Source organism: Kribbella turkmenica (assembly GCF_004348725.1).
Lineage (GTDB): Bacteria > Actinomycetota > Actinomycetes > Propionibacteriales > Kribbellaceae > Kribbella > Kribbella turkmenica.
In genome coordinates, this window is record NZ_SMKR01000025.1 from 23,034 (window position 1) to 48,703 (window position 25,670).

The window sequence follows — 25,670 nt, forward strand, 5'->3', positions numbered from 1 at the left end:
GGCATACTGGCCGACCATGGCCCTTCACAGCGGGTCGCGGGGCCGGAGTCTGCGGCGGGATGCGCTGGGCTTGGGCTCGTCGACCGCCATCGGGATTGCTTCGACGGCACCGGCGTACTCGCTGGCGGTGTCGGTGGGACTACTCGCCGGGTACGTCGGCGCGGCGGCTCCACTGGTGCTGGCGGCGAGTGCGATCCCGGTGCTCCTGGTCGCGCTGTGCTTCCGTGAGCTGAACCGGACGGAGCCGGACTGCGGGACGACGTTCCCGTGGACCCAGAAGGCCTTCGGTCTGGGCACCGGCCGGATGGTCGGCTGGACCACCGTGATGGCGTGTGTCCTGGTGATGAGCAACCTCGCCCAGGTTGCCGCCGTCTACACCTACCTGCTGCTCGGCCTGGACGGTGCCGCGGACTCCCGGCTCGCCCAGGCCGGGCTCGGAACGGCGTTCATCCTGGTGATGGCCCTGCTCGCGTACCGCGGGATCCGGGTCGCCGCGACCACGCAGTTCGTGCTGCTCACGATCGAGGTGGTCGCGCTGCTCTGGTTCGCGGTCAACGCGTTCCGCCAGGCCGGCTCGGTCGACATCTTCGGCGGTGCGACCGGCGAGGGCGCGTGGGCCGCGGGAGTGCTGGTCGCGGTGTTCCTCTACTGGGGCTGGGACTCGTCCTTCAGCGTCAACGAGGAGACCCGCGACCCGAGCCGGACCCCTGCGGTCGCCGCCCTGACCGCGAACGGCGTCCTGGTCCTGTTGTACATCGTGGTCGCCTGGGCCGCGGTGGCGTACGCCGGGGTGGACCCGCTGGCCGAGATCGCCGACGACGACTTCCTCGCCGTCCTGTCGAACGACCTGCTCGGTACGTCCGGCGGGAAACTCCTGGCCGGCGCCGTCCTGGTGTCGGCGCTGGCGTCGACGCAGACCACGATCCTGCCGACCGCCCGGACGATGCTGTCGATGGCCCGCCGGGACGCGTTCCCCGGGCAGTTCGCCCGGATCTCCGCCCGCTACCAGACACCGACCGTGGCCACCTGGATGTTCGCCGGAGCCAGCGTGGTGACCTACGTGTCCCCGGTACTGACGTCGGACGCCGTGCTGGCCGACTCCGTCGCCGCCGTCTCACTGCTGGTTTCGCTGTACTACCTGGCGACGGCGGCGGCTGTGCCCGTGTACTTCAAGGGTGAGTTGCGGGAGCGGCTGGTGCAGCGGGTGGTCGTGCCGGCGGTGGCGTCGGCGTCGTTCGCGGTGGTGCTGGTCCTCGCGATCGCCGACGTCGGCGCTGGGCCGCTGGTTGTGGTGGGTGTAACGATGGTGGTCGGAGCGGTGATCATGTTCTCGATGAAGCCCCCGGCCGAGGGGGAGGGCAGGCGATGAGTGGCAGACGGCGGATGCGCAGTGCCCAGGTGACGCTCGGGCTGACGGCGCTAGTGGCCGCGTCGCTGACCGGCTGCTCGACCGACGACGACACCCCGGACTACGCCGCGATCTGCGTGGACCCGCAGTCGCAGGTCCGGACGCAGGACGAGGACTGCAAGGACGAGACCGAGTACCGCGGCTCCGGCGCGGGGTTCTTCTGGTTCTACATGGCCACCGCGGGCAGGGGGTTCGTGCCGCCGATCGGCGGCCGCTACAACACCGCCCACGGCACCTACACGATCCCCCGGGCCGGGTCGCCGACGATCAGGCGCGGTGGTCTGGACAGGAGCGGCGGCAACATCGGCACCATCACCCGCGGCGGCTTCGGCAAGTCCGGCTACGGGAGCTCTGGCGGCTGATGTGGCGGCACGCGATCAAGCCGCGGCCGGGGTGGAAGGACACCGTGATCGAGCAGGGTCTGGTGTTCCCGATGACCGATCACCCGGACGGCTCCGAGACGCCCTACTGGAACGAGAGCGCGTGGTACGAGGTGACCATGGACGAGGTGCTGCACCTCGAGCGGGTCACCGAGGAGCTGTACGAGATGTGCCGGCACGCCGCGTCGGTGATGGCCTCAGGTGACCGGTTCTCCGACACCCAGCTCGGTCTCGCGCCCGGCACGCTGCCGCTGGTCCGGGAGTCGCTGAAGCGCGACGACCTGTCCGTGTACGCGCGGTTCGACCTGGCCTGGACCGGGGCCGAGCCGAAGATGCTGGAGATCAACGGCGACACTCCGACCGGGCTGGTCGAGTCCGCGGTGATCCAGTGGAACTGGCTGGAGGACGTGTTCCCGGACGCGGACCAGTGGAACTCCGTGCACGACCGGCTGGTCAAGTGGTGGGCGGAGCACCTGGCGGCCGGTGACTTCCCCGGGAACGAGGCGCACTTCTTCAACTCCGGCGCCGAGACCTCCGGCGAGGAGGCGATGACGGTCGCGTACCTGCGTGACACCGCCGCGATGGCCGGGCTGGCGACGTACGGGCACGAGATCGAGGACGTCGGCTGGGACTCGGCCCGGCGGACCTTCGTGGACTGGGGCGGGCGGCCGATCCGGACCGCGTTCAAGCTCTACCCGTGGGAGGACATGCTCGACGACGAGTTCGGCCGGTACATCCTGGCCGGCCTGGAACCGGAGCCGGTGCGGTGGATCGAGCCGATCTGGAAGACGATGCTGTCCACCAAGGCGATCCTGCCGGTGCTGTGGGAGCTGTACCCGGACCACCCGAACCTGCTGCCGGCGTACTTCGACGATCCGGGCGACCTGCTCGAGTGGGTGGCCAAACCGCTGCACGGCCGCGAGGGCAGCAACATCCGGATCCACACCGTCGGCGGTGCCGAGGACCACGTCCACGACGGTCCGTACGACACGTCGACGATGGTTTACCAGGAGTGGCACCCGGCGCCGTCGTACGAGGGGAACCGGGCCGTCATCGGCAGCTGGATCGTCGACGGGGTCGCGGCCGGCATGATGATCCGCGAGTCCGACGGACCGATCACCGACTACTACGCCCGGTTCGTCCCGCACGCGATCGGGACCAGCCCGCGGCCGGACCAGGAGACCATCCAACAGTGGCTGGCAGAGTGATCAGTCGACGTTGATCGCGACGTACTTGATCTCCAGGTACTCGTCGATGCCGGTGCTGCCGCCCTCGCGGCCGAGGCCGGACTGCTTCACGCCGCCGAACGGCGCGGCCGGGTTGGAGACGATGCCCTGGTTGAGGCCGATCATGCCGGTCTCCAGCCGCTCGGAGACCCGGAGCGCGCGGCTCAGGTCGCTGGTGAACAGGTAGGAGACCAGGCCGTACTCCGTGTCGTTCGCCATCGCGACCGCTTCCTCCTCGGTCTCGAAGGCGGTCAGCGGCGCGACCGGGCCGAAGATCTCCTCCTTCTGCAGCCGCGCGGCCTTCGGCACGTCGGCGAGCACGGTCGGCGCGTAGAAGTATCCGTTGCCCGCGGCAACTGTCGCGCCGGTCAGCACCCGGGCGCCCCGGCCGACCGCGTCGTCGACCAGGTCCTTCACCTTGTCCCGTTGCTTGGCGTCGATCAGCGGGCCGACGTCGATCCCGTCCTCGGTGCCGCGGCCGACCTTCAGCGCCCCCATCCGCTCGGACAGCCGGGTGGCGAACTCGTCCATCACCGCCGACTGCACGTAGATCCGGTTGGCCGCCGTGCAGGCCTCGCCGCCGTTGCGCATCTTGGCCAGCATCGCGCCGTCGACCGCCTTGTCCAGGTCGGCGTCGGCGAACACCAGCAGCGGCGCGTTCCCGCCGAGCTCCATGCTGGTCCGCAGCACCTGGTCCGAGGCCTGCTCGAGCAGCTTGCGGCCGACCTGGGTGGAGCCTGTGAAGGACAGCTTGCGGGCGCGGCCGTCGCGGATCAGCGGCTCCATCACGCCGCCGGAGTCGCTGGTCGTGACCACGTTCAGCACGCCGGCGGGCAGGCCGGCCTCGGTCATCAGCTCGGCCAGCTTGAGCATCGACAGCGGTGTCTGGGCGGCCGGCTTCATCACCATCGTGCAGCCGGCCGCGACCGCCGGTCCGATCTTGCGGGCGCCCATCGCGGCCGGGAAGTTCCACGGCGTGATCAGCAGGCACGGGCCGACCGGCTGCCGCATCACCAGGAAGCGGCCCTTGCCGTTCGGCGCGACCTGGTAGCCGCCGTCGATCCGGACCGCCTCCTCGGCGAACCAGCGGAAGAACTCGCCCGCGTAGGCGATCTCCGCCTTCGACTCGGCGACCGGCTTGCCCATCTCGAGCGTCATCAGCAGCGCCAGGTCGTCGGCCTGCTCGGTCATCAGCTCGTAGGTACGGCGAAGGATCTCGCCACGGTCCCGCGGTGCCGTCGCCGCCCACTCCGCCTGCGCCCCGACAGCCGCGTCCAACGCGGCCACGCCGTCCGCCGGACTCGCGTCGGCGACCTCGCACAGCGTCGAACCGGTCGCTGGGTCCTCGACAGCCAGGATCTTGTCACCCTCCGCCGCCCGCCACTTGCCGCCGATGAACAATTCGGTCGGACACGCGTCAATGACTTCCCGCTCGCTCACCATGAGCCTGCCTCTCTGTCAGTCCGGCAGTACCCACGATAGGTACCCAGGTCAGGCGGTTGCGATCAGTGGTGGTGCGTGCCGGGGGATGGTGCGGACCATGCGGGTGAGGCCACCCGCGATCGTACGCAGGATGGCCGACCGCACGAGTCCGTCGAACGCCAGCGGGACCAGCATCGCCTCGTCGGCGCCGGTGGCAGCGACCAGCGAGCCCAGTTCGGACACCACGGTGGCTCGCGAGCCGACGATGTGGCCCGGATCGTCCAGCAACCGCTCGGCCTTCCCGCGCTCGCGTCCGGTCAGTGGAGACTCCAGCACCTCCATCAGCTCGGCCGGAGTGGCTCGCGGCGGCGCAGAGGCGAGCCGGCTCTTCACCCGGACGTACTCCGCGAACCGGATGATCGCCTCCTCCTCGGAGTCGGCTGCGACCACGCCGACCGTCACCGCGAGGTACGGCTTCACCGTCGGCCCGCTTGCCTCGAAGTGATCTTGGTACACCGCCACCGCAGCGGCCGTCGTCGCCGCGGCACAGTGATGCGCCAGGAACACCGGCAGTCCCCGGACGGCGGCCATGACGGCAGCACCCGGGTGATCGGCCAGAACGAAGACCGGCGGTGGAAGTCCGGCCAGTGACAGCCGTACGTCGCCCACGTGCGCGCGACCGGGCAGACCATCGCGCAGGAACCCGCACAGCTCGTCGAGCCGCTGCGGGAACGTGTCACGGGCGGCCCCGCCGAGTGCGGCCGCCGTACTGGCCACCACGCCGTTCTGCTGACCCACACCGAGGTCGATCCGGCTCGGGTACGCGGCTGCCAGTGCGGCGAACTGCTCCGCGACCACGAGGGGCTGGTGGGTCGTCAGTTGTACGCCGCCGGCGCCCAGGCGGATGCGGTCCGTGCGTGCGGCCAGAACGGCCGCGAGCACGGCCGGTGTCGCACTGCCGACGCCCCGGACACCGTGCTGCTCCCCCAACCAGAACCGGCGGTATCCGAGGTCGTCGGCAGCCTGTGCCACCTCCGCGGTCTCCCGGAGTGCGGCCGCAGCCGACTGACCGGGCAGCTGCGGAACGACGTCGAGCACCGAGTGCGCTGAGACGGGCAGTCCGGGAGTCACAGGGGAGAGCACCTGCCCACCGTGGCAGTGTTCGTGCGGTTCGCGCATGGGTGTTCGGCACCCATGTTCGGACCGGTGTGCACCCACCTCCCGGCCGGGCCGCCGGTTCTCGAAATTGGGGGTCCGGAGGCCTTGCCGGACCACGGACCGGTCGGGCATCGTTCCCGGCGTTCCTTCCAGATTTCGCGGACAGAGGAGGCCGAAGACGAGTGCAGACACCGAGCTGGGAGCCGTAGCGCTCCCGTCCTGAGCCCGGGCCGGCCTTCCACCAGAGGCCGACCCGGCCGGGCGCTGCTGCCGCGGGGTGGTCAACCCCCAGTCGTCACCCCGCGGCAGGTGTCGCCTGCCCTGTTCGAGGGCGATACGCGAAATATGGGGGCTCCATACCCATGTCCGCGGCCGGTTGCCGATGGCAGCCTGTCCGCGTGCTCAACTCAGCGACCGCCGGCACCGCCCGGACCGACCAGCGCAACGCCTGGTGGTCCGCCGGGATGCGCCCGCACGAGCTGACCACGTCCGCGCCCGCCTGGGCCGAGTACGTCGAGCGCAGCACCACCCAGACCGCGCCTGCCGCCGGTCGCAGCCCCGCAGGGACCGAATCCGCCGGCGGCCACACATCAGGTGGGGCTGACGGGGCTTCGGGTGGGCACCGTGACTGGCGGCAGGCGCTTGTGCGGTGCCTCGAGCCACTGCTGTCGTCGGCTCGCCGCGACCTGGCCGCGGCCGGGCACACCGGCGTACTGGCGGAGCAGTTCCTGCAGCGGCTCGGACTGCGGCTGGTGAAACTCGCGTCCCGGACCCTGGTGCTGGAGCTCGCCAGGGCGCGTGACCGCGGTGAGCTGGCCGGAGACACCCCGGCCGAACGTTTTCTGGACTTCACCCACCGGCTCGTGGGAGGGAGCGAGCTGGCGGAGTTCCTGGCCGCGTACCCGGTGCTGGCCCGGGTCCTGGGCGAGTCGTGCCGGCAGGGCGTCGAGGCCCACCTCGAGCTGCTGGCACGACTCGCCGAGGACCGTGAGTCGCTGATGACCGGGCTGCTGAACGGCCGTGATCCCGGCGCGCTGACCGCCATCGACCCCACGGGTGATCCCCACCGGGGCGGGCGGTCCACAGCCACCCTCACCTTCGCGGACGGGCGGCGAGTGGTCTACAAGCCGCGGCCGCTCGACCTGCACGGCCACTTCAACGAACTGGTCGACTGGCTGAACGGCAAGACCGGCCTTGACATCCGTACGGTCGGCCTGCTGCCCCGCGACGGGTACGGCTGGTCGGAGTACGTCGTCCACCAGCCATGTCACGACCTGGCCGAGGTACGCCGGTTCTACCACCGGCAGGGCGCGCTGCTGGCACTGCTGTACGTGCTGGACGGCACGGACATGCACTACGAGAACCTGATCGCCGTCGGCGAGCAGCCGGTGCTCGTCGACGTCGAGACGCTGTTCCACCCGAGTCACACGCCGGTGGGTGCGCTCAGCCACGACCCGGCGTACCGCGAGCTGTTGAGCTCGGTCTACCGCACCGCACTGCTGCCGCTGCTGGTGAGCGGTGAGCACGGTGTCGCGGACATGTCCGGTCTCGGTGGCGACGCCGACGCGATGGCGCCGACGAGTGTGGTCGACTGGGCCGACGCGGGCCTGGACTCCATGCACCTGGTACGACGTCCCGGAAAGACGCACGGCGCCAAGAACCGGCCACAGCTCGACGGTGCCGACATCGAGCCGCGGGACCACGAGATCGCCCTGCTCACGGGATTCCGGGCCGCGTATGAGGCGATCGCCCGGCACCGTGACGAGCTGATCGGTCCGGACGGCATGCTGGCCCGCTGCGCGTCGGACCAGATCCGCTTCGTGCCGCGGAGCACCAGTCTCTACACCGGGCTCCTGGACGAGGCGACGCACCCGGACGCTCTCCGGAACGCGGCCGGCCGCAGTCAACTGCTCGACCTGCTGAGGGACGCCGACGAGGCCCTGCACGTCGTCGTGCCCTACGAGCTGGCCGACCTGTGGGCGGGCGACGTACCGCTGTTCACGGCCCGGCCGGACAGCCGCGACGTCTGGGCGTCCGACGGCACCCGCATCGCCGACGTCCTGGCGACCGCGGGCCTGGCCGCGGTCGAAGCGAAGATCGCCGCCCTCAGCGACATCGACGAGCACCGGCAGAAGTGGCTGATCTCCGCCACGCTCGCCACCCGGCCGGAGCCGATCATGCACTCCAGCACGTCCCGCCGGCCCGGCCTGGGCGCCACCGAGGCGGACCCGGACCACTTGCTGGCGGCCGCCACCGACATCGCGGACGAGATCATGGCCCAGGTCCACAGCGACCCCGGCGGTGCCGCGAACTGGCTGGGTCTCGAGCTCATCGACGACCACCACTGGGCCGTGCGCCCGATGGGAGCAGGACTCTCCAACGGCTACACCGGTACGGCGCTGTTCCTCGCCCAGGTCGGCGTCCTGACCGGAGCCGGCAAGTACTGCGAACTGGCGCGCGACGCGATCCGCCCACTCCCCGCGTTGCTGGCGGGTCTGGCGGCGGATCCCGAGTCGGCCCAGCTCGTCGGCCCCGGCCTGCACGGTCTCGGTGGCATCAGTTACGGCCTGGACCGCTTGCGCGTCCTGCTCGGTGACGCCGACCTCGCGGACTGGCTGTCCGCCTCGCTGGAACTCGCCGAGCGGCTCGGGCCCGACGAGTCCCCGACGTACGCCGAGGGTGCGGCCGGCGGACTGGCGGCGATGCAGGCGATCCAGGATTTCCCGGTGGCCAGGCGTCTGGCCAACCGGTACGCCGACGAACTCGTCGGCGCAGTGGAGCTCGGGCTCCGTGGCCGAGTAGCAGCGGACCACGGCTTCGCCCGGGGCTACCAGGGAATCGCATGGGCTCTCGGCCGGTACGGCGTACCTGGGGACAGGTACACGGACGCCGCGCGTGCGGCGGCCGATCTGGACCGGCGGGAGCGCCCTGGTGGCCATGGATGGTGCTCGGGGGACGCCGGGACCGCGCTGGCCCGGCTGAGTGCCGGGGTACCGGCGGACCTCGACGCCTATCTGAGCGCCGCGGCAGAACGGCCGGTGCTCGCCGACCTGAGTCTTTGTCACGGCGAGCTCGGCGCGGTGGAGCCACTGGTGTGGCTCGCCGAACGCGATCACGCAGCTGTTGAGGTGGTCCGGCGGCGCCGGGCCGGGCTGGTGCTCGCGGCAGTACAGCAGTACGGACCACAGTGCGGGACACCGCGATCGGTTCCGTCTCCAGGCCTGCTGACCGGTCTGGCGGGAATCGGCTACGGCCTGCTCCGGCTGGCGTTCTCGGAACGTGTTCCCTCCGTCCTGCTGCTCGAACCAACCGCCGGGTCGAGGCGCCCACTGGTAGCGCCGACACCCATTCTTTCGACAGGGGAGACACCATGACCGCCCAGCACCACACCGCGAAGCACGACGAGCAGCACACCCAGCAGCAGCCGGCAGACGCGACCGACCCGCTCGGTCCGATCACGTTGCCGACGCGTTCCAAGATCGGCGCCCGCGCGATGGCCCTGGTCGGCACCGTCGGCCTGAGCGCGTTCGCGGCCGCGGTCGCGGCGAGCGACTTCGGCAGCACGTGGCCGACGATCGAAAGCTGAGCAAGCGCTTGAGTCGCACCGGCCGGCCTGTCCACTGGGCAGTGGCCGACCGGTGCGATTCGCTGCGGTGGCAACGATCCGTCGTTAGAGTTGGCAAGCATGCAGACCCGTGCGCCCAGAGTGGTCGGCAGAGACCGGGAGATCGATCATCTCCACCGCCTGCTGGCCGCGGCCCGAGGCGGTCGCGGGGGTGCGGTCTTCCTCGTCGGCGAGCCCGGGATCGGCAAGAGCCGGCTGGCCGGGGTCGGCACCACACAGGCGCTCGACGAGAGCATGGCGACGCTGCGCGGCCGCGTCGGTGCCATCGGCACCATGGTCGCGTTCCGCCCGTTCACCGAGGCACTGCTGTCCCTGATCCGTCGCGGCGAGATGCCCGCGGCCGACGGTCTCGGGCCCTACCGCCAGGTGCTCGGCCGACTGGTCCCCGAGTGGGACGACGGTACGGCGCACGACACGGCGACGTCGGCCGTCGTTCTCGGCGAAGCCGTGCTGCGGTTGCTGGCCCTGGTCGGCAAGGACCGTGGTTGCCTGCTGGTGCTGGAGGACCTGCACGGCTCGGACCCCGAGACCCTGGCCGTGGTCGAGTACCTCCTCGACAACCTCGAGGACCAGCCGATCGCACTGGTCGCCACGCTGCGGTCCGAGACCTGTGCGGCCTTCGAGCTCGCCCGGTTGTCCGCACAGCGTGGCTCTGCCGCTCTGATCGAGTTGCAGCCGCTGGACCGGGCCGAGGTCGGTGAGCTGGCATCCGGTTGCCTGGAGGTGCCGGGTGACGGCGTACCCGACGCACTGGTCGACAGACTGTGGCGGGACAGTGCCGGAATCCCTTTCATCGTTGAGGAACTGCTGCAGGAGGCGAGCAGGTCCGGACAACTGCTGTCGAGGGCCGACGGCAGTGTGCAGGTCGTCGACGGGCTGCAGACGAATGTTCCGGCGGCCGTCGTCCGGAGCATCAGCAGCCGGACCGACCAGCTGGGACCCCAGTCGCGGGACCTGCTGGTGCTGGCGGCGGTGATCGGCCACCGTTTTCCGCTGAGCGTCGTCCGCAAGGCCACTGGGACCGACGAGCGGTTGCTGCTGGCCACCTTGCGCGCCGGGCTCGCCGCGCAGTTGGTCGGCCCGGACGAGCCGGTGCCGGACTGGTACGCGTTCCGGCATCCGTTGACCGCTGACGCGCTGCTGGCCGGCCTGACGCCGACAGAGCGGTCGACACTGGCCAGACGGTGCGCGGACGCCATCGAGGAGTTGCATCCCGGGCTGCCCGGCGAGTGGTGCCAGATGGTGGCCGAGCTCGCGGAGACCGGTGGCGATCTGGCCCACGCCGGGCGGCTGTTCGCGACCGCCGGGCGACGGTCCTTCGACGAGGGGTCGATGGCGTCGGCGGTGAAACTGCTGGAGCGCGCGACCGCCCTGCTGGCCGGCGATCCCGACACCAGCTACCGGGCCGAGGTGCTCGGGTCGTTGCTGATCGCACTGAGTGAGACCGGCCAGTTCGAGAACAGTACGGCGCACGCCGCGACCATCGAGGAGATGGCCGACCGCAACCTCGACAGTCGCAAGGTCGCCGCACTGCACGTCCAGCTCGCGAACCTCGAGCACATGGCGGGCCGGTGGTCGGCCGCACTGACCCAGGTCGCGACGGCCCGCTCGCTGCTCGGCATCGACGCCGGCGACGCGGATCTCGCCCCGGTCGATGCGATCGCCGCCCACCTCGAGCTGGCCCGGCCGAGTCCCGGCCGGCTCAAGGCCGCGACCGAACTGGCCACCCGCGCGGCCGCGGCGGCCGAACGCGCCAAGCTGCCCGCGGTCGCGTGCGACGCGCTGCAACTGCTCGGCATCCTGTCGCGCGAGCACGACCTGGACCGGTCGATCGACTACTTCCACCGTGCCCGGCTGGTCGCCGAAGAGCACAACATGACCTTCCAGCGGGTGTGCTCGCACATCTTCCAGGCCGGCACGATCTGCCTGGCCAACGGCAGCATCGCCGAACTCGAGAAGGCCCGCCAGCAGGCCCTGCGGATCGGCGCCATCCCGCTGGCCTACGAGGTCGACGGGATCCTCGGCCAGCAGGCCATCCTGCGGTCGGAGTACGACAAGGCCGCGGTCATCATCGACGAGTGCCTGGAGGTCACCCGGCGGCTCCGGCTCGGCCGCTCGGCGACGTACTTCCTGTCCACCAAGGCGATCCTCGAGGCCCACCGCGGACGTCGTACGGCGATGGAGGAGACGCTGGCCGAGGCCGCGAACTGGGGTGGCGAGCGGGCGTCGTACGAGCTGCCGTACTCCTATGGACTCGCGCGGACGTTCTGCGCGCTGCTGGAGGAGAACCGCGAGCTCGCCGACTCCGAGATGGCCCAGGCGCTCGCGTACGACGCGCAGAACCCGACCACCCTGCACACGTCGGGGAAGTACGGGCTGGGGCTGCTGCTCGGGGTCCTGTCCGGCCGGAACAGCTGGGCGCACTTCGAGGCGATCACCGCGGCGGCGGCCAGCGGGATGCGGTGGAACAAGCAGTTCGTCCAACTGGCCCACGCCGTACTGATCGGACGCGACGGTCAGGTCGACGCGGCCAACACCAAGGTGACGGAGGCGCTGGAGACCGCGTCGCTCTACCCGATGGCCCGGCACCTGGGTCTGCGGTTGATCGCCGAGCCGGCGCACGCGGACGGCTGGGGTGAGCCGGTGGCCTGGTTGCGGCAGGCCGAGGACTACTTCCACACCGCGGAGATCACAGCGGTGGCGAGCTCGTGCCGCAGCCTGCTCCGGCAGCTCGGTGCGACCGTGTCCCAGCGCCGGAGCGGGATCGAGCAGGTGCCGGCGTACTTGCGCCAGCTCGGGATCACCAGCCGCGAGTACGAGGTCTGCCGGCTGCTCGTGGACCGGATCGGGAACAAGTCGATCGCGTCCCGGCTGCACATCTCGCCGCGGACCGTGGAGAAGCATGTGGCCAGCCTGATGACCAAGACGCAGCAACCGGACCGCGAGGCACTGAGCAGTTTCGCCCGGACGGTTCTGCAGGACTGACGTGCCGTTCCCGGTCGACAGCCGGTCCGATTCCGGCACTGGTGCGTGTGCTGGGACGCGGGACGGCCGGAGGGTGGTAGGTGTCGACTCACCATTCGGCGACCGCCCGCCGACGCACCGTCGCACGGTAATTTATGAACACTCGCTTTCTATTAGGATGGGTGAGTGGCAGGCAAGGGGTCGGACATGAGCAAGGGAACGGTCGGCGGCGGCACGACGATGCTGCGGCGGATCAACGTGGCCGCGGTCCTGGACGCGGTGCGCCGCTCCGCGCCCGCGCCGCTGCGGGTGGCCGAGCTGGTCGAGCGGACCGGTCTGGCCAGACCGACCGTGGCCCAGGCCGTCGACGAACTGCTGGACGCCGGCTGGCTGCAGCAGCACGGCCCTGATTCCGCGGACCGCTCACTCGGCCGCCCGGCCATCCGCGTCTCGCTGCGCGGACGCGCGGCGCCGGTGCTCGGCCTCGACGTGGGCCCGCACCGGGTGACCGTGGGGGTCTCCGACCTGGCCGGCCGCAAGCTCTCCCTGGTACGTCGCTCCGGCCCCGGGTGGACCGCGCAGGAGCTGCTCGGAGTCATCAGCGAGGTGATCACCGAGGCGCTGGCCGAGGCCGAGGTGCCGGCCGAGGACATCGCGGCCGCGGTTGCCGCCAGCCCCGGCATCGTGGACGAGCACACCGGCCGGGTCCAGCTGGTCCCGAGTGTGCCGGGCTGGTCCGCGATCGACCTGATCAAGCACGTCCGCGGCCTGCTCGACTGCCCGGTGATGCTGGACAACGACGCCAACCTGGCCGCGCTGGCCATCGCCGCCGCCCGCGGTGGCACCGGCACGCTGCTCGCGGTGCAGTGGGGTGAGCGGCTCGGTGCGGGCATCGTGATCGACGGCCGGCTGCACCGGGGCACCGGGGCTGCCGGTGAGATCGGCTTCATCGCGACCGCGCCGGACGACGTCATCAACCCCGAGGACAGCCGCGGCCCGCTGGAGCGGGCGGTCGGTTCCGAGGCCATCGCGGCTCTCGGTCGCCAGGCAGCCATCGAAAACCCGAAGTCCCGGCTGGCCGAGCTCGGTGGCGAGCAGTTGGACACGGCCGACGTGTTCGCGGCCGCGGCCGAGCGTGACCCGGTGGCTCAGGCCGTCGTCCAGCAGGTCGCCCGTGACTTCGCCCGGGCGCTGGCCCCCGCCGTACTCGTGCTGGACCCGACCGCCGTGGTGATCGGTGGCGGTGTGGCCCGCGCCGGCGCCGTACTGCTCGACGCCATCTCGGACCAGCTTCGGCTGCTCACGCTGAACCATCCGAAGCTGGAGCTCTCCGCGCTCGCCGAGGACGCGGTCGTCACCGGCGCGATGCGGATGGCGCTCGACGAGGTCTGGCAGCGCAAGCTCCCGACACCGGCGCTCACCAGCACCGCCTAAGCCTTGACGGCCGCGGCGATCGCGTCGGGGCGGTCCAGGTGAACGAGGTGGGCGGAGTCCGGTAGGACCTCGACCGCGCCCTCGAGTACGTCGGCCAGCCGGCGTTGACCTGCAAGCCACCGTCGTGCGGTGAAGCGGGAGCTTCCGCCGGTGGCGACCAGCAGGGTGGTGGAGGCGGTCAGCCCGGTGGCCAGCGTCCCGACCTCGGCGGCCAGTGCCCAGCTGTTCGCGAGCTCGTCCCAGAACAGCAACCACGAGCGGGCGTCGCCGTACCGTTCCCGTACTGTTGCCTTGGACAACAGATCTCGGTTGGTGGCGCTGCCGGTCCGGACGATCAGCCGGCGGACCACCGGCCCCAGCACCCGCGGTACGCCGATCCGCCCGAGCCACCGCAGGACCGTGCGAACCGCGCGATTGCCGCGCGTCCCGGGATACAGCCAACGCCAGCCCGTCTCGGACGTGAGGCTCGTGTCGACGAGCACCACCCGGCTGACCTCCGCCGGCCGGGTGAGGGCCCAGCGCAGTACGGCGAGGCCGCCGATGGAGTGCCCGACCAGCCCGATCTCGGCGTCGGCCGGCAGCCCGGCCGCACGACGCAACTCGTCGGCGCCGGCCGTGACCGGCGTGCACCAGGGATCGATCACGCGGACATCCAGCCCAGGCAGCAGTTCGACGACCCGCCCGAACTCCTCCGGGGTCTCGGCCAGGCCGGGCAGCACGACCCAGATAGTTGTCATCGAAGCAAAGCTTGCCTCAGGCCTGGCAGCAGCGTCGCCAGCAGCAGGCAGACGAGCAGGACCGAGACACGCTGGAGGATGCCGGGCGGGTGGAGGTCGCCGCCGGTGATCACCTCGAGGCCGGTCTCGAGGCCGAGCCAGACCTGGGTAACCGCCACCCCTCCGGCCAGAACGGCGACCACGCGGCTCCACGGTCCGCCCCAGCCGGAGCGGCGCAGGACCAGGACGGCGAAGAGGCCCATGGCGACACTGCCGAGGCCGGCCATGGTCGAGGTGATCTCGTGCAGGAGCAGCGCCGTGCCGGCCTGACCGCCGGCCTCGGCGGCCCGGCAGGCTTCGCTGAGTGACGGCGCGCAGTCCATCGGTGAGAAGGAGTCGAGCAGCGTCCCGAGACCGAAGAAGGCGGTGCTGATGAGCAGGCCGGCGACGTCGCGGTTCATCCGGGCGGCCGGACGACCGAGGATGGCGGCGATCAGCAGGAGCACGCCCGCGCCGAGATCGAGCGCACGGGCGTACGGACTGGTCGGCTGGTCGAGCGCCCCGAGCTCGCTGAGGAAGGACTCGTGGATGTCGAGCGGGTAGCCCGCCGCCGCTTCGAGCAGCAGACTGCAGTAGAGGACACCGGCGGCGATCATCATGTTGCGCAGCAAGCGATACGGGACGGCCACCATGTTCGCCAGCGTCGCACACCCGGCCGGCGATCGACTGTCGCCTCAGCTACACCTTCGCCGTGGTGCCTGCACCACCGAGAGCATCCGTGCACTAGTGGGATGATCGGCAGGTGCGCCCGGAACAGGCAGAGGTGGTGGTCCCGCAGTGGCAGCATCGAGCGGCGGTCTGGGTCGGCCGCGTCGTGGTGGCCGCCTCGGTCTGGTCCTTCATCGCGATCCCGCTGCACCTGCTCGCCCCGGCGTACGTGAAACGGGTTGACCAGGCCTTCGACTTCTTCGGCATCCCGGCCGGGCACACGTTCTTCTCCGCGGTCTACCTGGCCGTCGTCGGCAGCGCACTCCTGCGGGGCAAGCGGGCCGCGCTGCTCTGGGTGCTCTTCGTCTTCCAGGTTCTCTGGCTGGTCACCCAGGTCGCCGCGGTCGCGCTCACCAGCGTCCGGCTGGCGAACCCGGACGACACCGAACTGCTCCGGGACTTCGGGCCGGCCACCGTCCAGGACCTGGAGTGGGGCATCGTCCAGGTCGTCGTGGTGGCCGCGATCATCGTGCTGCTGTGGAAGATCCGGGCCGCGTTCCCGGCCCGGCTGGCCCCCGGCACCCGGCGGCTCGCGGTCAGCGCGCTGCTGGCCGGCCTGCTGGTCGCGGCCGCGGTGAGCATCACGCTGACCCAGATCTTCCCGAAGACGCTCACCGGCCAGCGGGAGAAGATCGGCTGGGCGATCATCGCCACCCTCGGCCAGTCCCGCGGCCGGATGGGCGGCCACGAGGGCCACGGCTGGATCGGCCTGACCGTCGGCGCCATCTCGGCCGCGTCGCTGGTGATCGCGTTCGCCATCTTCCTGCGCTCGGTCCGCCGGGTGCGCTACCTGTCCCAGCCCGAGGAGCTCGACGTACGGCGTCTGCTCCTGCTGCACGGTGAGCGGGACTCGCTCGGGTACTTCGCCACCCGCCGGGACAAGGCGGTCATCTTCTCCCCCGCCAGGGACGCGGCGATCGCCTATCGCGTGGTCAACGGAGTCAGCCTGGCCAGCGGCGACCCACTCGGCGATCCGGCCGCGTGGCCCGGCGCGATCAAGGTTTGGCTGGCCGAGGCGCGCACCTACGGCTGGTCGCCCGCGGTGCTGTCGGCCGGCGAGGAGGCGGCGCACGCGTACGTCGACGCCGGCCTGCGCGCACTGTCGATGGGCGACGAGGCGATCATCGACGTCGCGGACTTCACTCTCGAGGGCCGGACGATGCGGCCGGTCCGGCAGGCGGTGACACGGGTCCAGCGGGCCGGGTACCACGCGAAGGTGGTCCGGCACGGCGACCTGTCCCCCGAAACGCTGGCCGAGTACGTCGGCTTGGCCGAGAAGTGGCGTGGTGCGCACAGCGAGCGCGGGTTCTCGATGGCGCTCGGACGGCTGGGCGACCCGGCCGACGCGCGGTGCGTGATGGTGATCGCGCGCGATGCCGAGGGCTCGGTGCGGGGGGTGCTGTCGTTCGTGCCGTGGGGTGTGCGGGGAGTCTCGCTCGACCTGATGCGGCGGGATCCCGAGTCCGTGAACGGCCTGATGGAGTTCATGGTCACGTCGCTGGTGGACGCGTGCGGCGATCTCGGCCTGCACCGGATCTCGCTGAACTTCGCGATGTTCCGGGAGATCTTCAGTGACGCCGAGCGGGTCGGCGCCGGGCCGGTGCTGCGGCTGACGAACGCCTTGCTGACGGTTGCTTCGCGGTTCTGGCAGTTGGAGAGTCTGTACCAGTCGAACGAGAAGTACCTGCCGCGCTGGTCGCCGCGGTTGATCTGCTACTCGCGCGGTGCGTCACTGGCGCAGGTGTTGCTGGCGGCCGGGACGGCGGAGGGGTTCCTGCCGGCGCCGCGGCCGTGGACCCGGGTCGACAGTGTCGAGACGGCCGAACGGCACGCGATCATGGCGGCGGACGGCGGCCGGTTCGCGACCGCCGTACGGGCGCAGGAGGAGGAGTTGCTGCGGCCGGCGTTGCCCGACCGGAAGCTGACCGAGCAGGAGCGGATCCGGCGGTCCAAACTGGCCGAGCTCGTTGCCGCCGGCATCGATCCGTATCCGGTCGGCGTGCCGCGGACGGAGACGCTGGAACGGATCCGGGCGCTCTATCCGAATCTGCCCGCTGATCACCGGACCGGTTCGGTCGTCTCGGTCACCGGGCGGGTGATGCGGATGCGGAACCACGGCGGGCTGGCGTTCGCGTCGGTGCAGGACGGGTTGTCGCAGCTGCAGGTGATGCTGACCGCGGACTCGTGCGGCGAGCTCGCGCTGAATCACTGGCGGCGGCTGGTCGACATCGGGGACCACGTCAGCGTGACCGGTGAGGTGGTGACCAGCCGTCGTGGTGAGCTGTCGATCGCGGTGACGGGCTGGCTGATGGCGGCGAAGTGCCTGCATCCGTTGCCGGACAAGCGGAAGGGCTTCACCGATCCGGAGGCCCGGGTCCGGCAGCGGCACCTCGACCTGGTGACGAACCCGGAGTCGCTGCGGATGATGCGGCACCGCAGTACCGCCGTCCGGGCCCTGCGCAACGGGTTCGAGGCGCGCGGGTTCATCGAGGTGGAGACGCCGATGCTGCAGGCTGTGCACGGCGGGGCGAACGCGCGGCCGTTCGCCACCCACATCAACGCCTACGACACCGAGCTGTTCCTGCGGATCGCGCCGGAGCTGTTCCTGAAGCGGCTCAGCGTCGGCGGGCTCGGCAAGGTGTTCGAGCTGAACCGGAGCTTCCGCAACGAGGGCGCGGACGCGACCCACAATCCCGAGTTCACCTCGGTCGAGGCCTACCAGCCGTACGCCGACTACCACGTGATGCGCGAGCTCACCCGGGAGCTCGTGATCGAGGCCGCGACCGCGGTGTTCGGCAAGCCGGTCGTCCAGCGGTCCGGCGGCGAGGTCGACATCTCCGGCGACTGGCCGGTCGTCACCGTCCACGACGCGGTCGGCCGGGCCACCGGTACGTCGATCTCCGCGGACACCCCGGTCGAGGAGTTGCGCGAGCTGTGCACGGCGCACGGCGTCCACACCACCTTCGAGCACACCGCCGGCGAACTCGTCCTGGAGTTGTACGACGAGCTGGTCGAGCCGGCCACGACACTGCCGACGTTCTACACCGACTTCCCGCTGGAGACGTCGCCGCTCACCCGCACCCACCGCTTCGATCCACGGCTCGCCGAACGCTGGGACCTGGTGGCCTTCGGCGCCGAGATCGGCACCGCGTACTCCGAGCTCGTCGACCCGATCGAGCAACGCCGCCGCCTCACCGAGCAGTCCCTCAAGGCCGCCGCGGGCGACCCCGAAGCGATGTCCCTCGACGAGGACTTCCTCACCGCCCTCGAGTACGCCATGCCCCCGACCGGTGGCCTCGGCATCGGCGTGGATCGCCTGATGATGCTCCTCACCGGCCAGAACATCCGCGCCACCCTGGCCTTTCCGTTCGTCCGGCCGGCCTCACACTGACCGGTCACAGTGTGGGCCGGGGGTCGCTCGGGACGCCCGTGGCGCATACGCTGTGCCGCACAGGGTGGTGGGGTGGTGGCCTGGGGGAGTGCATGAAGAAGTCCGCTGTGCTCTGCGTGGGGTTCGGACTGATGGCCGGCTGTGGTCAGCCGGTGGTCGATCAGCAGTCGGTGTCCACACCGTCGGCTTCGGTCAGTACGACGCCTCCGGAGACTCCGGTGTCGTCGACGGCCTCCGGACCGCTCGGGTCGGCGGCGTACCAGGCTGCGCTGACGAGGCTCGAGAAGAGTCTCGCGGGTGGCCTTCGGGCGCTGACCCGGGTGCGGACGGCCGAGGCGCTGACCGAGGCGATGGACGGGTTGTCGTCGGCGCTCGACGCGGCGTCGTCGGAGCTGGCCGAGACCACGGTGACAAGCCGGTTGGCCGGCGTACACAAGGTGCTGCAGGCACGGCTGCGGGTGGCGGCGGCGTCGATGTCCGGGGCGAAGTCGGACAGCGTCGAGCTGAACGCGCGCTGCGGTGGGGTCGCGTACACGTCGCAGAAGGTCCAGCGGCAACTGCGCGCGGATCTGAAGAGTGCGATCGTCTCACTGGACAAGCTGCAGCTTCGTTTCGGCAGCAGCCTGCCCGACCCCGGACCGGAGCCCGGGAAGGTCCGGCCGTCGAACGGCGACGTCCTGGTCCGCCGCGGGCCCGCGGGGATCGGCCGGCTGCGGGTCACGAACAGTACGTCGAAGGACGTCGCGATCTCGGTCGTCAGCCGCGGACAGCCGCCGGGCGAACCGCACGTGATGATGTACGTCCAGTCGAAGAAGTCCGCCACCATCAGCCGGATCGGCGGCGCGTACACGATCTATTTCAAGAGCGGCACCGACTGGAACCCGGTGCGGCGGCAGTTCAGCGCGGACTGCTCGTTCCAGAAGTTCGACCGGTCGTTCGGCCGCAACGAGGGCTGGCAGGTCGACCTCCGGCCCACCATCGCCGGCAACGCCAGCACCACCGAGGTCGAGGCCTACTAGAGGCCGTCAGAGATCGTCGGGCAGCAGCCGGAACGCCGGATGTGGTGTGAGCGGACGAACAGCTCTGAAGTCGCGGCGATCCAGCGTGAGCACAGCGTCCGTCCGGTAGTCTGCCGCGAGCGCCACGCTGACCGCATCGGCGAGGTCGAGGTCCAGGCCGGTGTACTTGCCCATCACGGCTGCTGCGGTCGCCAGCGTCTCAGCTCCGATGTCCGGAACCTGAAACCGCATCCGCCGCACCTGCGTCAGCAGAAGGTCGAGGATAGTGAGCCGCGCCGCGCTGCCCAGCCGGGCTCGGGCCAGATGGTCCACTTCGGCCAGCACGAGCGGAGACAGAATCACCGTCCCGGCCTCCTGAAGCAGTTTTCGGCAGGTCGGTCCCTCGGACGAGTTGCGGTCGAACGCCGCGATGATGCCGGAGGTGTCGACGACCAGGATCACCGGTCGGTACGCCGTACGACCTCGGCCCGGACTTCGTCCTTGGTCACCGGCTCACCACTTCCCTCGAACGTGGGCCAGTCCAACGGCGCATCCCAGACACGGTTTGCCATCGCCGCCAGATGGATGCCCTCACGAATGATTTCCGCTTCCGGAATTCCGCGCCGCCGTGCCGCCTCCTTGATCAGTGCCAGATCCTCTGGATCGGCGTACACGTTTGTGCGCTTCATCGACATGTACCAACACTAACACATGTACTTGGTTGACTTGGCGACCTACAGGCCGAGTGTATCGATGACGGTGGTCAGCAGGCCGCCGACGAGGCCGGGCTGGTCCTCCGGCTGCTCGGGCGCGTCCGGGTTGGGCGGCGGGTTGCTCGGGGTGCTCGGAGGTGGCGGCGGGTCGTCGGTGACCGGCGGCTTCGGCGCCTGAGTGGTCGGATCCGACGTGGTCGGAGCCGACGTCCTCGTGGTGGTCGGCTTCGGCGGCACCTTGGTGGCCGGCGGAAGCGTGGGCTCGTGGTGGTCGACGACCTGCGGAATCGCCGGCTTGCCGGTCGGGCAGGGCGTTGACGGCTGCGGGCCGTCGGTGACCTGCCCGGTCCCCGGTCCGGTCCCGGGCGGAGGTGTTGTTGCCGGTGGCAACGTTGCGGTCGGGCCGGGGGTCGGCGGGACCGTCGGCGCCGGGGTCTCGGACGCCCGCGGGAGGGTCGGCCCGCCGGTCGGGACCGGGGTGCTGGGCTCGAGGCCGGCGACCGGGTTGGCCGGGTCCGGCCCGCCGCCGGGCAGCGGCAGGAACGAGGCCCCGATCCGTGGACCGCCGAGCAGGGCGATGATGACCAGCACGCCGTACAGCGCCAGCAGCGCACCGACCGTGTAGACAGCCTGGCGCACCCGCCGGCGGTTCTGCCAGGGCGGTCGGCGGTCTGCCGCGGCAGAGATCGGCCTCACGGTCCCGCACAGTAGCGGTAACCACCGCGCTTGAAACAGCCCTTGGAAGAAATTCCACGCTAGATCGCAATGTTCGGGCAAATCCGTTCCGCTACGCATTCGTAGAATCGCGCCGAGTGAACCGGTGGCACGCCTGTCGGCCGGGCGGCCGGTCAGGTCCTGTGCCAGCCTGCTCTCATGTCTTCTCTGCTGCTGCTGCACGGACTCGGGGCCAACGGCCGGGTGTGGGATCGCTGGCCGCAACCGCGGCTCGCCCCCGATCTCCCCGGGCACGGCTCGGCTCGCGCGCTCCCGGCGTACACCTTCGGGTCGATCGCCGCCGCGGTCGCCGAGACCCTGCCGGTACGGCGGGACGTCGTGATCGTCGGCCACTCCCTCGGCGGCGTGCTCGCGCTGGAACTGGCCAGTGGCCGGTACGGCGTCGAGGTGGAGCGGGTGATCGCCCTCGGCGTGAAGGTCACCTGGTCGGACGACGACCTCGGCCGCGCCGGCGCCCTGGCGCGCAAGCCGGTCGCCTGGTTCGACAGCCGGGAGGACGCGGCCGCACGGTTCCTCACGGTGTCCGGTCTGCGAGGGCTTGCCGATCCGGATGATCCCGTGGTCGACCACGGTCTGGCCGAGGCCGACGGACGCTGGCGGCTCGCGATGGACCCCGGCACGTTCGGCGTGGGCGCACCCGGCATGCGTGAACTCATCGCCGAGAGCAGGGCGGACGTCGTGCTGGCCCGAGGCGAACGCGATCCGATGAACACCGACGCCGAGCTACGGGCGCTGCACGATCAGGTCGTCACGCTGCCCGGCCTCGGCCACAACGCCCACGTCGAGGACCCGGGCGCGCTCAGCATTCGATGACGTTGACGGCCAGGCCGCCGCGGGACGTCTCCTTGTACTTGATCTTCATGTCGGCGCCGGTCTCGCGCATGGTCTTGATCACCTTGTCGAGGGTGACCACGTGCACGCCGTCGCCGTGCAGCGCCATCCGGGCGGCGTTGATCGCCTTCACCGACGCCATCGCGTTCCGTTCGATGCACGGGATCTGCACCAGGCCGCCGACCGGGTCGCAGGTCAGGCCGAGGTTGTGCTCCATCGCGATCTCGGCAGCGTTCTCGACCTGGAGCGGCGTACCGCCGAGGACCTCGCACAGACCGGCGGCGGCCATCGAGCAGGCCGATCCGACCTCGCCCTGGCAGCCGACCTCGGCACCGGAGATCGACGCGTTCTCCTTGTACAGCACGCCGATCGCGCCGGCAGTCAGCAGGAAGCGGACGGCGCCGTCGTCGGTCGCCCCGGGCACGAACCGCCGGTAGTAGTGCAGCACGGCCGGAATGATGCCGGCGGCACCGTTCGTCGGCGCGGTGACGATCCGGCCGCCGGACGCGTTCTGCTCGTTCACCGCGAGGGCGAACAGGTTGACCCAGTCCATCACCTTGAGCGGATCGACCGACCACGGGTCCTGGGAAAGCTTCGTGTGCAGCGCGTGCGCCCGCCGGGGCACCTTCAGCCCGCCGGGCAGGATGCCCTCGGTCTCGCAGCCCTCGCGGACGCACTCCTGCATGACCTGCCAGATGTGCAGCAGCCCTTCGCGGATCTCGTCCTCGGTCCGCCAGGCCAGCTCGTTGGCGAGCATCACCTCGCTGATCGACAGCTGCGACTCGCGGCAGCGGTCCAGCAGCTCGGCGCCGGTGGTGAACGGGTACTTCAGCGGGGTCGTGTCCGGCACGATCCGATCCCCGGCCGCCGCGCTCTCGTCGACCACGAAACCGCCGCCGACCGAGTAGTACGTGCGTTCGCGCAGTACGTCCCCGCCCACCGTCCGGGCGGTGAACGTCATCCCGTTCGGGTGGTACGGCAGCGCCTTGCGCCGGTGCATGACCAGGTCGGTGTGCTCGTCGAAGCGGATCTGGTGGGTGCCGGCGAGCAGCAGCCGGCCGCGCTCGCGGATCGCCTCCACCCGCGCGTCGACAGCGTGCGTGACCACGGTCTCGGGATCGTCGCCCTCGAGCCCGAGCAGGACCGCCTTGTTGCTGCCGTGGCCGTGGCCGGTCGCGCCGAGCGAGCCGAACAGCTGCGCCACGACGGTCGCGGTCCGGCCGAGCAGGCCGTCGTCGGCGAGGCCGAGCGCGAAGGTGCGGGCGGCGCGCATGGGCCCCACCGTGTGGGAGCTGGACGGGCCGATCCCGATACTGAACAGGTCGAAGACGCTGATCGCCATCGTGTGGAGGTTCCTTCCGGTCGCCGTTGACCGTTTGGTGTCCTCCCCGCTCTGTCAGGCAGATACCTTCCAGAGGTGCCTCGCCCGTACGGTGAAGGTGCCTGAGAGATTCTTGGGGAGAGTTGCTCCTACGGCGCCCGGGTCGGAGCCCGGGACTCTCCCGCACGGGTTCATGCGGCTGTTGAGTTGACTGACGTCCGAGACGGTACGGCGGTCTCCCGGCCGCCGTCAATCCGGCCGGTGCGCACCATCCAGACCTCGAAGAGCCAGGTGAACAGCGGCGGGACACCGGCCGCCAGCGCCAGCAGCGTGACCGGCCACGACCAGCGCAGCGGGCCGCGCACCACCAGCACGGTGAGCACGTACACGACGAAGATGCCGCCGTGGATCGGGCCGAAGATCTTGACCCCGATCTCGTTGTCCGACAACACGTACTTGAACAGCATGCCGATCAGCAGCCCGGTCCACGAGACCGCCTCCGCGATCGCCACCCAGCGGAACCACACCGCATGCTTGCCACCACTCGTCCCAGTCATCAGCGACCGACCCTAACAAGTCCCCCAAGCACCGCCCGGGGTCGGTCGGGGGCTGGTCCCCGATGTGATCGAGCAAACGGTTGCCCAGGATCGAGGGAGTTTCCCGGACAGGAGATTCCCCTGATGAAGTTCGGACAACGCGCCCTCGCGGGCGGTGTGGTGCTGAGCGTCGCGACCGCCGGCCTGGTCGCGCTGCCGGTGTCGGCGACCGCGGCCGGGCCCCAGATCCGGTGGTCCGACTGCAAACCCGAGGGCAAGGACGATCCGGAGGTCGTGAAGGGCTCGCAGTGCGCGACACTGCAGGTCCCGGTCGACTGGCGGAACCCGGACGGACCCACCTTCGGCCTCGCCGTCGCCCGTCGTCCGGAGAAGGAACCGGGCGACCGTGCGGGCGTCCTGCTGTGGGGTCCGGGTGGTCCCGGCGACTCCGGTGTCGACCGGGTCAGGACAGGGATGGATCGCTTCAGCCGGACGCTGCAGGACCGGTTCGACGTCGTCAGTTTCGACCCACGTGGGATCGCCCGCAGCAATCCGGTGAAGTGCTCGGCCGCCCTGCTGGCCGAGCAGCCGTCGCCGATCCTGAAGAGCCAGGCAGACTTCGACGCGACGGTCCGGTACAACCGCGCGCTCGCCGCGGACTGCCGGCGCAACACCGGCCCGGTGTACGACCACATCGACACCTGGCAGACGGTGCGCGACGTGGACGCCGTCCGGGCCGCGCTCGGTGAGCCGACGATCTCGTTCCACGGCAGTTCGTACGGGACGTTGCTGGGCGCGCAGTACGCCGAGACCTATCCGGACCGGGTCCGGGCGATGGTTCTCGAGAGCGTGGTCGACCACAGTGCGGCGTCGGCGCGATCGTTCGTCGACGCCCAGGCGGCGGCAGCCCAGGACTCGTTCGACGAGTTCGTGGCCTGGTGCGACGCGGCAACGACCTGCGCGCTGCACCGCCGCGACATCAGCGCGCTGTGGGCGGACCTGCTCGACCGCGCGGACGACGGCAAGGTGCCCGACCCGCGGAATCCCGACCTTCCGATCACGCCGTACTGGCTCAGCTTCAACGTCTTCCGGATGCTCTACGGCCCGCAGTGGCCGGCGCTGGCCGACCTGTTGAAGAAGCTGGACACGAGCGCGCCACCGACCGGCCGGCCGCCGGTCCCGACCGGGCTGGCCTCCCACACGCTCGCGGTGTTCTGCCAGGACTGGAACCTCTCGGTCCGCAACTACCGGGAGTACGCCCGGATGCTCACGCGGCTGGCCAGGAACAACCCGGACATGCGCTACCCCGGTCAGCTGATGGCGGTCTCGACGTGCCTGGGCATGCCGGCAGCCGACAACCCGCAGCACCGGCTGAAGGTCCGCGACCTGGACAGGCCGGTCCTGCTGGCGAACGCGATCCACGATCCGGCCACCGGTTACAACTGGGCGCGAAGTGTGGCCCGCCAGCTCGGCTGGAACGGCGTCCTGCTGACGTACGAGGGCTGGGGACACGGCAGCTACGACGGCGGCCCGTGCATGCAGAACACGATCGACGCCTACCTGGTCTCGCTCGACGTCCCCAGGCGCGATACGAGCTGTCCCGCCGTACCGCCGGTGTGATGCCCCGAGCAGGCCTCTCCCAACCGAACAGGGTCCACGCCTGCCCGGGCGCTTCGGCCGCTCAGACTGGTACGCCGGTCACGTCGAGCACGCGGTTCAGGTGGTCGCCGCGGACCATCCGGCCGGCCAGCAGGCGGAGCTCCGCGCAGGCCGTCTCGAGCGCCTGCGCCTGGGACCGGCAGTTGTCGACGTACCAGAACGGGTCGTCGGGCTGCGGATCGTCGGCGTCGTCGATGTCGGCGTACCAGTGCTGGTCGCCGCAGTGCATCACTCGCACGCGCAGGTTCATGGCTGTTTACCCCCGTGGCCAGGGTTTCCCGGGTCCCCCCGGGCCCCAGTCGGGGACGTCCCGGCCTGGCGCGTGGTCGCGGCCCCCCACTGCCACGCGCCGGGCCGGATTCGACCCTCCCCCGCTCGCTACATC

Annotated in this window: 21 protein-coding genes and 1 riboswitch; of the genes, 11 read left to right on the forward strand and 10 right to left on the reverse strand. The window is 70.7% G+C overall.

Features of this window, described 5'->3' with window-relative positions:
- Nucleotides 1-16 precede the first annotated feature (16 nt).
- The 3 genes from E1218_RS08225 to E1218_RS08235 are packed head-to-tail and all read left to right on the forward strand — an operon-like array spanning nt 17 to nt 2,996.
- Nucleotides 17-1,369: an APC family permease gene (locus tag E1218_RS08225; RefSeq protein ID WP_132317930.1), complete on the forward strand. Its 1,353-nt coding sequence runs from the start codon at nt 17-19 to the stop codon at nt 1,367-1,369.
- Nucleotides 1,366-1,770, forward strand: a complete 405-nt coding sequence (locus E1218_RS08230; protein ID WP_233712091.1) for a hypothetical protein — start codon at nt 1,366-1,368, stop codon at nt 1,768-1,770. The genes E1218_RS08225 and E1218_RS08230 overlap by 4 nt, the downstream gene beginning before the upstream one ends.
- On the forward strand, nt 1,770-2,996 hold the full coding sequence (locus E1218_RS08235; RefSeq protein ID WP_132317932.1) for a glutathionylspermidine synthase family protein: 1,227 nt from the start codon (nt 1,770-1,772) through the stop codon (nt 2,994-2,996). Before E1218_RS08230 ends, E1218_RS08235 begins: the two co-directional genes overlap by 1 nt.
- Here E1218_RS08235 and E1218_RS08240 read toward each other — a convergent pair whose 3' ends face one another.
- Nucleotides 2,997-4,457, reverse strand: coding sequence for an NAD-dependent succinate-semialdehyde dehydrogenase (locus tag E1218_RS08240; protein ID WP_132317934.1), 1,461 nt, complete (start codon nt 4,455-4,457; stop codon nt 2,997-2,999).
- Nucleotides 4,458-4,505: 48 nt separating this feature from the next.
- Nucleotides 4,506-5,579, reverse strand: coding sequence for an MsnO8 family LLM class oxidoreductase (locus E1218_RS08245; RefSeq protein WP_132317936.1), 1,074 nt, complete (start codon nt 5,577-5,579; stop codon nt 4,506-4,508).
- 413 nt (nt 5,580-5,992) lie between these two features.
- Between E1218_RS08245 and E1218_RS08250 the strand changes: the two genes are divergently transcribed.
- The 4 genes from E1218_RS08250 (at nt 5,993) to E1218_RS08265 (ending at nt 13,617) form a co-directional block, all read left to right on the forward strand.
- Entirely contained in the window at nt 5,993-8,968 is a 2,976-nt protein-coding gene (locus tag E1218_RS08250) for a type 2 lanthipeptide synthetase LanM family protein (RefSeq protein ID WP_132317938.1), read from the forward strand.
- The gene (locus E1218_RS08255) at nt 8,965-9,180 is read left to right on the forward strand and encodes a hypothetical protein (RefSeq protein ID WP_132317940.1); all 216 of its coding nucleotides are present in this window, start codon (nt 8,965-8,967) and stop codon (nt 9,178-9,180) included. Before E1218_RS08250 ends, E1218_RS08255 begins: the two co-directional genes overlap by 4 nt.
- Before the next feature lie 99 nt (nt 9,181-9,279).
- Nucleotides 9,280-12,204 carry an ATP-binding protein gene (locus E1218_RS08260; RefSeq protein ID WP_132317942.1) on the forward strand — a complete coding sequence of 975 codons (2,925 nt, stop codon included), beginning with the start codon at nt 9,280-9,282 and terminating at the stop codon, nt 12,202-12,204.
- Nucleotides 12,205-12,390: 186 nt separating this feature from the next.
- Entirely contained in the window at nt 12,391-13,617 is a 1,227-nt protein-coding gene (locus E1218_RS08265) for an ROK family transcriptional regulator (RefSeq protein WP_233712092.1), read from the forward strand.
- Here E1218_RS08265 and E1218_RS08270 read toward each other — a convergent pair.
- Both E1218_RS08270 and E1218_RS08275 read right to left on the reverse strand, forming a co-directional pair.
- Nucleotides 13,614-14,354, reverse strand: coding sequence for an alpha/beta fold hydrolase (locus E1218_RS08270; RefSeq protein WP_132317946.1), 741 nt, complete (start codon nt 14,352-14,354; stop codon nt 13,614-13,616). The two genes, E1218_RS08265 and E1218_RS08270, sit on opposite strands and share 4 nt — an antisense overlap.
- Nucleotides 14,351-15,025, reverse strand: a complete 675-nt coding sequence (locus E1218_RS08275; RefSeq protein WP_132317948.1) for a DUF998 domain-containing protein — start codon at nt 15,023-15,025, stop codon at nt 14,351-14,353. Before E1218_RS08275 ends, E1218_RS08270 begins: the two co-directional genes overlap by 4 nt.
- Nucleotides 15,026-15,135: 110 nt before the next feature.
- Here E1218_RS08275 and lysX point away from each other — a divergent pair, with 110 nt between their 5' ends.
- Both lysX and E1218_RS08285 read left to right on the forward strand, forming a co-directional pair.
- Entirely contained in the window at nt 15,136-18,492 is a 3,357-nt protein-coding gene (lysX, locus tag E1218_RS08280; RefSeq protein WP_132317950.1) for a bifunctional lysylphosphatidylglycerol synthetase/lysine--tRNA ligase LysX, read from the forward strand.
- 92 nt (nt 18,493-18,584) lie between these two features.
- Complete coding sequence (locus E1218_RS08285; RefSeq protein ID WP_132317952.1) at nt 18,585-19,511, forward strand: hypothetical protein; 927 nt, start codon at nt 18,585-18,587, stop codon at nt 19,509-19,511.
- 6 nt (nt 19,512-19,517) lie between these two features.
- On the opposite strand, the gene E1218_RS08290 is transcribed toward E1218_RS08285, so the two are convergent.
- The 3 genes from E1218_RS08290 to E1218_RS08300 are packed head-to-tail and all read right to left on the reverse strand — an operon-like array spanning nt 19,518 to nt 20,899.
- The gene (locus tag E1218_RS08290; RefSeq protein ID WP_132317954.1) at nt 19,518-19,952 is read right to left on the reverse strand and encodes a type II toxin-antitoxin system VapC family toxin; all 435 of its coding nucleotides are present in this window, start codon (nt 19,950-19,952) and stop codon (nt 19,518-19,520) included.
- Nucleotides 19,949-20,185, reverse strand: coding sequence for a ribbon-helix-helix domain-containing protein (locus E1218_RS08295; RefSeq protein ID WP_132317956.1), 237 nt, complete (start codon nt 20,183-20,185; stop codon nt 19,949-19,951). Before E1218_RS08295 ends, E1218_RS08290 begins: the two co-directional genes overlap by 4 nt.
- Before the next feature lie 39 nt (nt 20,186-20,224).
- Nucleotides 20,225-20,899, reverse strand: a complete 675-nt coding sequence (locus tag E1218_RS08300; protein WP_132317958.1) for a hypothetical protein — start codon at nt 20,897-20,899, stop codon at nt 20,225-20,227.
- A gap of 177 nt (nt 20,900-21,076) precedes the next feature.
- On the opposite strand from E1218_RS08300, the gene E1218_RS08305 reads away from it, so the two are divergent.
- Nucleotides 21,077-21,751 carry an alpha/beta fold hydrolase gene (locus tag E1218_RS08305; RefSeq protein ID WP_132317960.1) on the forward strand — a complete coding sequence of 225 codons (675 nt, stop codon included), beginning with the start codon at nt 21,077-21,079 and terminating at the stop codon, nt 21,749-21,751.
- On the opposite strand, the gene E1218_RS08310 is transcribed toward E1218_RS08305, so the two are convergent.
- Entirely contained in the window at nt 21,738-23,111 is a 1,374-nt protein-coding gene (locus E1218_RS08310) for an L-serine ammonia-lyase (protein ID WP_132317962.1), read from the reverse strand. The genes E1218_RS08305 and E1218_RS08310 overlap by 14 nt on opposite strands.
- A 79-nt stretch (nt 23,112-23,190) precedes the next feature.
- A riboswitch (glycine riboswitch) is annotated at nt 23,191-23,284 on the reverse strand.
- A complete protein-coding gene (locus tag E1218_RS08315) occupies nt 23,282-23,647 on the reverse strand; it encodes a DUF3817 domain-containing protein (RefSeq protein ID WP_132317964.1) in 366 nt (121 codons plus the stop codon). Its footprint overlaps the riboswitch before it by 3 nt.
- Before the next feature lie 123 nt (nt 23,648-23,770).
- Here E1218_RS08315 and E1218_RS08320 point away from each other — a divergent pair, with 123 nt between their 5' ends.
- The gene (locus E1218_RS08320; RefSeq protein WP_132317966.1) at nt 23,771-25,246 is read left to right on the forward strand and encodes an alpha/beta hydrolase; all 1,476 of its coding nucleotides are present in this window, start codon (nt 23,771-23,773) and stop codon (nt 25,244-25,246) included.
- Between the two features lie 61 nt (nt 25,247-25,307).
- Here E1218_RS08320 and E1218_RS08325 read toward each other — a convergent pair whose 3' ends face one another.
- Complete coding sequence (locus E1218_RS08325; RefSeq protein WP_132317968.1) at nt 25,308-25,535, reverse strand: hypothetical protein; 228 nt, start codon at nt 25,533-25,535, stop codon at nt 25,308-25,310.
- Nucleotides 25,536-25,670: the final 135 nt, after the last annotated feature.